Here is a 1,705-nt window from a genome sequence, read left to right as displayed (position 1 = left end):
GCTCGCCGACGTCGCGGCCGACGCCGTGGCCGGCCGGCCGCCGTTCCGCGCCCCGCGGCCGATCGTCGCGCTCGCCCGCCTGTACGACAACTACGTGCAGCTCGTCGTGCGCGATGACGGCCCGGTGCGGGCGGTCCGCGACCTGAAGGGACGGCGCGTGTCGGTCGGCGGCGAGGGGTCCGGCACGGCCGTCACGGGCGAGCGCATCCTGGAGGTGGCCGGGCTCACCGACAAGGTCGAGCTGCGCCGCCTCGACGTCGGGGCCTCGGCACGGGCGCTCGCGGCCGGGCAGATCGACGCCTTCTTCTGGAGCGGAGGGCTGCCCAGCGCCGCGATCACCGACCTCCGCCGCGGCACCGGCGTCCGGCTGCTCGACCTGAAGTCCACGGCGGAGTCGCTGACCCGCGAGTACGGCGACCTCTACACGGAGACGACGGTGCCCGCCTCGGTCTACGGTCTGTCCAGCCCGGTGACGACCGTGAGCGTGCCGAACTATCTCGTCGCCGGCCGCGAGCTTCCGCCGGGGACGGCCTACTGGCTGACCCGGCTGCTCTTCGAGGGGCAGCCCCGGCTCGCCGAGGTGCACCCCGAGGCCCGCCGCCTCGACCCGGGGTCGGCGATCATGACCTATCCTCTGGACCTGCACGAGGGAGCGGCTCGCTGGTACCGCTCGTCGCACCGCTGACGGGCAGCGTGATGACGACCTCGAGCCCGCGCGGCCTCGCGGCCGACAGGGCCATCGAGCCGCCGCTCGCCTCGGCCAGGGTGCGCGTGATGGCGAGCCCCAGGCCCGTCCCCGGCACGTTCTGGTGCCGCGGACTCCGCCAGAACCGATCACCGGCGCGGGCCAGCTCGTCCGGCGGGAGGCCGGGCCCGTAGTCGCGCACCCGGATCTCCACCACGCCGTCGCGGGTCCGGGCCGTCACCTCCACAGGGCTTCCCTGCCCGAACTTCAGCGCGTTGTCGAGCAGCGCGTCCAGGGCGTGGTCGAGCAGGCCGGGCAGGGCGGTGGCGGACAGGCCGCCCGGCACGTCGACCACCAGCGGCGTGGCCGAGCTGGCGTAGGCGACGTGCCAGGCCACCTCGCGCCGACGCACGGCGGCCGACACGTCGAGCGGGCAGGGGGGCTCGTACGTGGACTCCGCGCGGGCGAGGTGCAGCAGCGCGTCGACGCTCTCGCCGAGCCGGTCCGCCTCCTCCAGGGCGAGCCGCAGCTCCTCGCGCCCGTGCGGGTCACCGGCGAACGCCTCCGCGTTCTCGATCCGCAGCCGCAGCGCCGTGAGGGGGTTGCGGAGCTGGTGCGAGGCCTGGGCGACGAACGCCCGCTGCTTGCGCACGGCGGCGGCGACGCTGTCGGCCATCGCGTTGAAGCTCGACGCCAGCCGCCGCAGCTCCGGCGGCCCGGTCCGGTCGGACACGTGCGTGGCGTGCCGGCCCGACTCCACCGCGTGCGCCGCCTCGTCCAGGTCGTGCACCGGCCGCAGCACCCACCGCACCAGGGGCACCGCCACCGCCGGCACCACCACGAGCAGCGCGACCACGCCGCCGAGCCCCAGGTAGGCGAGCTGCATGGCGACCTCGCCGCGCGCGCGGCCGGTCGGCGAGATCGTGACGGCCGCGCCGAGCACCCGGCTGTCGCGCACCACGGGCTCGACGACGACGTACGGCCGGTCGTCCCACGGCCACAGCACGTGCGGGCGCTGCG

The 1,705-nt window shown here is 76.0% G+C and carries 2 protein-coding genes; one reads left to right on the top strand and one right to left on the bottom strand.

The window, feature by feature from the left end:
• Window positions 1–685, top strand: a 685-nt coding sequence (locus tag DQW85_RS23440) for a TAXI family TRAP transporter solute-binding subunit (protein WP_113702245.1), incomplete at its 5' end; no start/stop codon positions are given.
• Here DQW85_RS23440 and DQW85_RS23435 read toward each other — a convergent pair.
• On the bottom strand, window positions 621–1,705 hold a 1,085-nt coding region (locus tag DQW85_RS23435), incomplete at its 5' end, for a sensor histidine kinase (RefSeq protein ID WP_162795286.1). The two genes, DQW85_RS23440 and DQW85_RS23435, sit on opposite strands and share 65 nt — an antisense overlap.

Source organism: Nonomuraea lactucae, from assembly GCF_003313395.1.
Lineage (GTDB): Bacteria > Actinomycetota > Actinomycetes > Streptosporangiales > Streptosporangiaceae > Nonomuraea > Nonomuraea lactucae.
Note: the sequence above shows the minus strand (reverse complement) of the source record. Positions and strands in the feature narration are given on the sequence as shown.